Origin of the sequence: Isoptericola hypogeus, from assembly GCF_039531145.1 — a bacterium.
Lineage (GTDB): Bacteria > Actinomycetota > Actinomycetes > Actinomycetales > Cellulomonadaceae > Isoptericola > Isoptericola hypogeus.
Genome location: NZ_BAAAPM010000003.1, coordinates 250608 through 257806, shown reverse-complemented (window position 1 = coordinate 257806; position 7199 = coordinate 250608). Strand labels below are relative to the sequence as shown.

Sequence of the window (7199 nt, the reverse complement as noted above, 5' to 3'; positions counted from 1 at the left end):
AGGCGGACATCGTGCCCCAGCGCCGGTAGATCGTGGCCTGGTGCACACCTGACGCCTCGGCCACCAGCGGGATGCTGAGGTCCTCCCACGGGTGCTTCTCGATCAGCTCGAGCACCGCCGCGTGGACCGCGGAGCGCACGCGCGCCGTTCGCCCCCCGGGTCGCTGCATGGTTCGTCCCTGGTTCATGCCTGGATGCTATCGCGAAGAGCCTTGCGTTAGCGATCGACCCGGCGTAGCGTCGCTGACGCGAGGAACCTCGCGTTTACTCGAAGGTGAGGGCGTCATGAAGCGACAGATCTTCAGGTTCGTCGGCCACTACGTCGAGATGGTGGCGGCGATGCTGGCCGGGATGTTCGTGCTCGCCTGGCCGTGGGGAATGATCTGGCCCGGGCTGGGCGACCACCCGGCGGCCGACACGTTGGTGATGGCGGCCAACATGACGATCGGCATGGCCGCGTGGATGGCGATACGCCGCCACGGCCCGCGGATGATCGGGGAGATGTCCGTGGCCATGCTTGCACCGTTCATGGTGCTGCTCGCGCCGCTCGCGGCCGGCCTCATCACCGTCGACACGCTCTCCACGGCCGGGCACGTGCTGATGTTCCTCACGATGCTCGGGGCCATGCTGGCGCGCCGCGATCACTACCTGCACGCGCATCGCGGGTCCGGGCAGGTCCGCAGCCGCCAGGATGATCGGCTCGAGAATGCCGCGGCGCGATGACGTCCACGAGCCCGGCGCGACGGTGAGGTCTGCGACTGCGGCCCGGCTGAGTCCGCGGCTGACGGTGCTCGGCCTGCTGATGGCCACCTTCGCGTGGGCCCTGATCATCCCGGCATCTCTGACGGCACCCCCCTCGGCGCCGTTCGCTGCGCTTCTGGTCCTGGGTCTGTCCGTGCTGGGCGCGGCGGTGGTCGTCGTGCTGTGGGTCGCCGTGCGCGTCACGCCCTCCAGCGGCCAGAGGCTGGGGTCCGTCGGGTCGCTGGTCCTGGCCTCGTTCGCGCTGTGGATGCCGGCGTACTCGTGGGCCGAGCCCGGCGAGCTCCCGTGGGCGTGGCTGGCGGGATTCGTGATTGCCGCCAGTGCTCTGGTCACATGGCGGGCCGGGATCGCCACAGCGATCACGCTGGGCGCGGCGGCGGCCGGCGGCGGGATCGCCTTCGACGGCTCGGTCTCCGGCAACCTCCTGACCGCGCTCGGTTGTGCCGTGGTCGTGTGGGGGATGGGTCAGGTGCTCGTGTGGCTCCTGCGGCTGCTGTGGGCGGCGCAAGCCGGTCGCGATGCCGAGTCGGCGCTCGTCGTCGCCGAGGAGCGCCTGCGGGTCAGCCGCGAGCTGCACGACGTGCTCGGACACCGCCTCGGGATCATCGCGCTCAAGGCCGAGCTCGCAGCGGATCTCGCCGTCCGCGACCCGGCACGATCGGGCGCACAGAGCGACGCGATCCGTGAGCTCGCGTTCGAGACGCTCGCCGAGGCTCGGCGGGCGGTTCACGGCGACACGGTGGCCGACCTGAGCGCGCAGCTCACCGCGGCAGAACTGGTGCTCACCGCCGCGGGGAAGGCGGCCACCATCGACACGGGTGACGCGATCATGGCAGAGATCCCGCAGGCGGAATCGACCCTCTTCGCGGCGGTCGTCCGCGAGGCCGTCACGAACATCCTGCGCCACAGCGACGCCCGGACCGTCTCGATCGCGCTCACCACAGCGGGCCCGGCGGCAAGGCTGGCCATCGTGAACGACGGACTGCGCCCCGCCGGGCCCCTGCGGGCCGACGACTCCGGCGGCACCGGCCTCGCGTCGCTGTCGGCGCGGTGTGCGGCTGCAGGCCTGCGGCTGATCGCGGGCCCCGACGACCGCGGCCGGTTCGAGCTCAGGGTCGAGCACGCACACGATCGAGATGCTGCACGATGACTGCCACCATCCGAGTCCTGATCGCCGAGGATGACGAACTGGTCCGGGTAGCGCTGGTCGGCCTGCTCGATCGCGAGCCCGACATCGAGGTGGTCGCCGTCGCTGGGGACGGCCGCCGCGCCCTCGAGGGGGCGTTGGCGCACCGCCCGGCCGTGGCCGTCCTCGACCTGCAGATGCCGGTCCTGGACGGGCTGGGGGTGATCGCCGAGCTCGCAGTCGCCCTGCCCGAGTGCGCCGGGGTGATCCTGACGGGCCACGGTCGGCCCCATGTGCTGCGCCACGCGCTGGCCTCGGGCGCACGCGGGTTCCTCGCGAAGGGAGCACCCGGTACTGCGCTGGCAGACGTCGTCCGGCGAGTCCATGAGGGACAGCGCTATGTCGATCCGGTACTGGCCGCGGACGCGCTCACAGCTCCGCCGTCGCCACTGTCGCCGCGCGAGACCGAGGTGCTCCAGACGGCCCGTGCGGACCGGCCGGTCCGAGACGTGGCCCGAGCCTTGTACCTGTCGCACGGAACGGTTCGCAACTACCTCGCCGCCATCACGCACAAGCTCGGCGGCGACTCGCGCTCCGATGCCTACCGGATCGCACAGGAGAACGGCTGGCTCTGAGGATCACCAAGTGGTCACGACGGCACACGCGATGGCGTTCCCGCTGCTGGTCGGTGCGCACGAGGAAGTCGTGACGGATCGCACGGGTCGGGCATGCGGGTCCCGGGTCGACGCTTCAGGCATGAGCCAGCCAGCATCCAGCCCCGAGACCGGGCATCGTCACGATCGCGCCGGTGTCGTCGGCCCCCTGCTCGCCCGGTGGCCCTCCGTCGTCGGCCTGCTTGCCCTGCTCGTCAACCTCGCGGGCGGGGTGGATTCCCACGTCACGGCGATGATCATCATCCTGGCCGCGACGTGCTACCTCGCGGCCACCGCGCTCGGCTCCCGCCGCAGCGGCTGGGTGATGGTGGCGGTCGCCAGCCTCGCCGTCACCGTCGCCAAGGTCACCGGACTCGACCCGACCACCACGCTGCTGGTCATGGGCGTCGGGTTCGGCGTCTTCGGATTCCTTCGCCGTTCCGGTGTCGATCGCCGCGAGCTCGTCCGGCAGTCGGCCGGATTCGTGGGCTTCAGCGGTCTTGCCCTGATCGCGATGATGTCCGGGCCCATGCTGGCCGCGCTCCTGGCAGCGGCCGCTTCGATGGGGCACGCCGCCTGGGACGTGGCCCACCTCGTCCGCGACAAGGCGGTCCCTCGCTCGCTCGCGGAGGCGTGCTTCGTGCTCGACCTCGGCCTGGGGACGGCCTTGCTCCTGACTGCCTGGAACGCGCTGCCGTGAGGAGCGACGAGGGAAGAGGAAGGCTCGGCTCACCGCCGTGCACGTGCCGCATCGACCCAGGGTGCCGCGAGATCGGCAGTACCCCCGCCGGCGTCGGCGGTGCTCCTGTCGGAAGGGCTCGATCATGACGCTCGTGTTCACCATGCTGTCCGCCTCGGTCGACGGGTACGTCTCGGGCCGCGGAGCGCGGGCCGGCCACGGACTCGGCGACGGGTTCCGGATCTTCGACTGGCTCAACGACCCCGGCTCACCGAACCGGGCCGTGATCGAGTACGACAGCGTCCGGACCGGTGCGGTGGTCTCGGGACGGAACACCTACGAGCACGCCGACCGGTGGGGCGGCGGGAGCATGCAGCCCGGCGCTCCGCTGTTCGTCATCAGCCGCGACCCGATCCCCGACGCCGCGCAGGGCCAGACCGTCGTCACCGACGGGCTCGCCTCGGCGATCCGGAAGGCGACGGCGGTCGCCTCCGAAGCCGGCAGGGACGTCAAGGTCGCGGCCGGGGCGACGACCACCGAGGCGTTGAGGCTCGGGCTGCTGGACGAGATCGTGATCGACCTGGTCCCGGTGCTGCTCGGCGGCGGGATCCCGTTCTTCCGCGGGCTGCCCGATGCGATCGAGCTCGAGTGCACCTCGGTCGCCGCCAACCCGGGGGGTCACGCACCTGACCTACCGCGTCGTCAGGTGACATCTCCTTCTGACGGAGGGCTCGGACGGACGGAAAGGATCATGACCATGAGATTGACGACGACGACCAACGTCTCCGTGGACGGCGTGATGCAGGGACTGGGCGGACCCGACGAGGACCGCAGCGAGGGCTTCGACCGCGGCGGCTGGGCGATACCACTCGTCGACGCCGCAGCCGAGGAGTACCTCAACCGGGTCTACGGGAGTGCGACTGCCTTTCTGTTCGGCCGGCGGACGTACGAGATCTTCGCCGGCTCGTGGGGGGCCGTGGCCGACCCGAGAGCGAACCCCGTCGCCGACGCGCTGAACAACCGGCCCAAGTACGTCGCCTCGGCCAGCCTCACGGACCCGGGATGGGCGGGCACGACCGTTCTGCGCGACGACGTCGCAGCGGCTGTCCGCGATCTGAAGGAACGGCGGGACGGCGACCTGCTGGTGCCGGGTAGCGGCAGGCTCGTCCGATGGCTCCTCGCGTGTGGCCTGGTCGACCAGATCGACCTGCTCACCTACCCCGTCGTCATCGGCCAGGGCACCCGGCTCTTCCCCGCATCCGGTCCCGACATCGCGCTCGAGCTCATCAGCTCGCGGACCACGTCGCGAGGCATCACCATCCAGACCTACATGCCTGCTGGGAGGCCGCAGTACGCGACGGGGAGCGTCGAGGACTGGGAGTGAGGGGATCGCGGTGGGGAACAAGCCCCCGATCCAGGGGGAGACGCAGTAGCGCGGCACGCGATCCCGGGACGCCGGTCCATGGAGGCATGAACGGCATCGACGGTGCCAGGCCTGAGCCTGGGGGCACGATCGAAGCCAGGGTTCACGGTCAGCAGGAGGCGATGATGACTGCATCTGCCGGCCGCGCTCACCGCACGAGGCTGTTGTCGTGCACGGCCGCCAGCCGAGCCTTGACGCTGAGCAGGGTCTCGATGATGAGGTCCTCGCGCCCGTCGCCGAGCCGGCTGATCGGCACCGCGACGCTCATGGCGTCCACGGCGCGGTGGCCGAACGGGAGCGTCACGCCGAAGCAGCGCACGCCCATGCACGACTCCTCGCTCTCGGTGGCGTAGCCCTGGTAGGCCGCGCGGTCGATGATCTCGAGCACGGCCTCCTTGTCGGTGGTCGTGTGCGGCGTGATCGCGGAGATCGACTCCGGCACCAGGTCGCGCCGCGACTCGACCGGCATCTCGGCGATCAGGGCGCGCCCCAACGAGGTGGCGTAGGCCGGCAGCCGGCGCCCGACGGCGGAGTGCATGCGCAGCGGGTGGACCGACTCGCGCTTGGCGGTGTAGATGACGTCGGCCCCGTCGAGGCGTCCGAGATGGACCGTCTCCTCGGTGACGGCGGCCACCTCGTCGAGCACGGACGCGGCACGGGCCAGCACCGGGTCGCCGTCGAGGTAGGCCGAGCTCACGACGAGCGAGTGGATGCCGAGCTGGTAGACGCTCCCGGTGGGGTCGGTCTGCAGCCAGCTTCGATCGGTCATGGTCCGCAGCAGCGCGTGAAGGCTGCTCTTGGGGATGTTGAGGCGCATCGAGAGCTGCAGCTGGGTTCCGGGGCCGCCCGCCGCGATCTCGTCCAGCAGGTCCAGGGCGCGGGCCGCGGACTTGACCGGGCCGGCGCCGTTGGCGCCGGTCGTCTCCCTCTGGAGCTCCTTCTGCTGCATGAACGCTCTCCTCTGGACCTGCTCGGGGCACCGGGGCCAACCCGGGGTGATTCGACACTACCCCGAGTTCGCATACATGGACAGACTTCGACCCCTTGACCGGTGAGCAGCATCACGTCTATCGTGCGATGAGTTCACATAGACGAACACAGTTCATAGACCGAGGGGTGGCTGCGTGATCCAGGTTCGATACTCGACATCTCCGACCAGCGCGGAGACGGCAACAACTGCGGACCTGCGCGAGAGCTTCCTCGTCGCAGACCTCTTCGTGAGCGGAGAGGTCCGGGGCACGTACACCCACGACGACCGGATGGTGATCGGCGGAGCCGTGCCCGGTACCGGCCAGGTCGACCTGCCGGCCTGGAGCGAGGTGCTCGGCACGGAGTCCCACCTCGAGCGTCGTGAGCTCGGCATCATCAACGTCGGCGGCGCCGGTCACGTCCTCGTCGGCGGCGAGAAGTTCGAGCTCGACCACCTCGACGGCCTCTTCGTCGGCAGGGGCAACGAGGTGTCGTTCACCGGCGCCGAGGCGGCCTTCTACTTCGTGTCCGCCCCGGCCCACGCGACCTACCCGACCCAGGCGCTCAGCCACGGCGAGGTGGAGCCCGTCTCGCTCGGCTCGGCCGAGGCCGCCAACGAGCGCAACCTCTTCCGCTACGCCTGGGGGCAGGAGCTGGAGACGTCCGTCCTCCAGTTCGGCGTGACCGTCGTCGCCAGCGGGTCGGTCTGGAACACGGTCCCGCCGCACCTCCACGACCGCCGCACCGAGGTCTACTGCTACGTCGACCTCGACGAGCAGGACCGCATCTTCCACTTCATGGGCCAGCCGGGCGCCACCCGCCACCTCGTCGTCCGGAACCGCGAGGCCGTCATCTCCCCGCCGTGGTCGATCCACGCCGGAGCCGGCACCGGGTCGTACGCCTTCATCTGGGCGATGGCCGGCGAGAACAACTCCTACACCGACCTGAGCCCCGTGGCGGTGGACGACCTGTGACGACCACCGCGACGACCGAGCCGACCACGGAGCCGAGCACCGAGGCTCGCTCGCCCTTCGACCTGCGGGGCAGGTGCGCGGTGGTGACCGGTGCGGGCCGTGGCCTCGGCCAGGCGGTCGCGCTCGGCCTCGCCCGAGCGGGGGCGGACGTGGTCCTGCTCGGCCGACGGGGCCACCAGGACGCCACCCGCGACAAGGTCGCCGAGCTCGGTGTCGAGGTCGACGTCGTCGACCTCGACGTGAGCGACGCCGACGCGGTCGAGCGGGTCAGCGCCGAGCTCAACGGCTCGCGCCAGGTCGACATCGTGATCAACAACGCCGGGATCATCGACCGGGAGGACTCCGTCGTCGTGAGCCGTGACTCCTGGCAGCGGGTGCTCGACGTCAACCTCAACGGGCTCTTCTTCCTCACGCAGCAGCTCGGTCGGCCGATGGTCGAACGAGGCCACGGCAAGATCGTCAGCATCGCCAGCCTGCTGTCCTTCCAGGGCGGCATGCGCGTCGTGTCGTACGCCGCCAGCAAGCACGGTGTCTCGGGGGTGACCAAGGCGCTGGCCAACGAGTGGGGGCCCCATGGCGTCCAGGTCAACGCCATCGCGCCGGGCTACATGGTC

At 70.6% G+C, this 7199-nt stretch carries 9 protein-coding genes; 7 read left to right on the top strand and 2 right to left on the bottom strand.

Going from position 1 to position 7199, the window contains the following annotated elements; translation table 11 throughout:
- Positions 1-187 (bottom strand): TetR family transcriptional regulator (locus tag ABD254_RS03530; protein ID WP_344245716.1); only part of this gene is annotated, 187 nt, incomplete at its 3' end.
- 97 nt (positions 188-284) lie between these two features.
- Between ABD254_RS03530 and ABD254_RS03525 the strand changes: the two genes are divergently transcribed.
- From ABD254_RS03525 to ABD254_RS03505, 5 genes are all read left to right on the top strand, one after another.
- Entirely contained in the window at positions 285-722 is a 438-nt protein-coding gene (locus ABD254_RS03525) for a hypothetical protein (protein ID WP_344245714.1), read from the top strand.
- A gap of 79 nt (positions 723-801) precedes the next feature.
- On the top strand, positions 802-1911 hold the full coding sequence (locus ABD254_RS03520; RefSeq protein ID WP_344245712.1) for a sensor histidine kinase: 1110 nt from the start codon (positions 802-804) through the stop codon (positions 1909-1911).
- Positions 1908-2522 (top strand): response regulator, encoded by a 615-nt coding sequence (locus ABD254_RS03515; protein ID WP_344245710.1) that lies wholly within the window; start codon positions 1908-1910, stop codon positions 2520-2522. Before ABD254_RS03520 ends, ABD254_RS03515 begins: the two co-directional genes overlap by 4 nt.
- A gap of 121 nt (positions 2523-2643) precedes the next feature.
- Positions 2644-3240: a hypothetical protein gene (locus ABD254_RS03510; protein ID WP_344245708.1), complete on the top strand. Its 597-nt coding sequence runs from the start codon at positions 2644-2646 to the stop codon at positions 3238-3240.
- 124 nt (positions 3241-3364) lie between these two features.
- Complete coding sequence (locus tag ABD254_RS03505) at positions 3365-4603, top strand: dihydrofolate reductase family protein (protein WP_344245706.1); 1239 nt, start codon at positions 3365-3367, stop codon at positions 4601-4603.
- A 187-nt stretch (positions 4604-4790) separates the two neighbouring features.
- Here the strand turns inward: ABD254_RS03505 and ABD254_RS03500 are convergent, their stop codons facing one another.
- Positions 4791-5591 carry an IclR family transcriptional regulator gene (locus ABD254_RS03500; RefSeq protein ID WP_344245704.1) on the bottom strand — a complete coding sequence of 267 codons (801 nt, stop codon included), beginning with the start codon at positions 5589-5591 and terminating at the stop codon, positions 4791-4793.
- Positions 5592-5766: 175 nt separating this feature from the next.
- Between ABD254_RS03500 and kduI the strand changes: the two genes are divergently transcribed.
- Positions 5767-6585, top strand: a complete 819-nt coding sequence (kduI, locus tag ABD254_RS03495) for a 5-dehydro-4-deoxy-D-glucuronate isomerase (RefSeq protein ID WP_344245702.1) — start codon at positions 5767-5769, stop codon at positions 6583-6585.
- Positions 6582-7199 (top strand): SDR family NAD(P)-dependent oxidoreductase (locus tag ABD254_RS03490; RefSeq protein WP_344245700.1); only part of this gene is annotated, 618 nt, incomplete at its 3' end. The genes kduI and ABD254_RS03490, both read left to right, overlap by 4 nt.

Coding starts and splice junctions, on each gene's coding strand:
- ABD254_RS03525 (WP_344245714.1), top strand. CDS start 285: ATGAAGCGACAGATCTTCAGGTTCGTCGGCCACTACGTCGAGATGGTG.
- ABD254_RS03520 (WP_344245712.1), top strand. CDS start 802: ATGGCCACCTTCGCGTGGGCCCTGATCATCCCGGCATCTCTGACGGCA.
- ABD254_RS03515 (WP_344245710.1), top strand. CDS start 1,908: ATGACTGCCACCATCCGAGTCCTGATCGCCGAGGATGACGAACTGGTC.
- ABD254_RS03510 (WP_344245708.1), top strand. CDS start 2,644: ATGAGCCAGCCAGCATCCAGCCCCGAGACCGGGCATCGTCACGATCGC.
- ABD254_RS03505 (WP_344245706.1), top strand. CDS start 3,365: ATGACGCTCGTGTTCACCATGCTGTCCGCCTCGGTCGACGGGTACGTC.
- ABD254_RS03500 (WP_344245704.1), bottom strand. CDS start 5,591: ATGCAGCAGAAGGAGCTCCAGAGGGAGACGACCGGCGCCAACGGCGCC.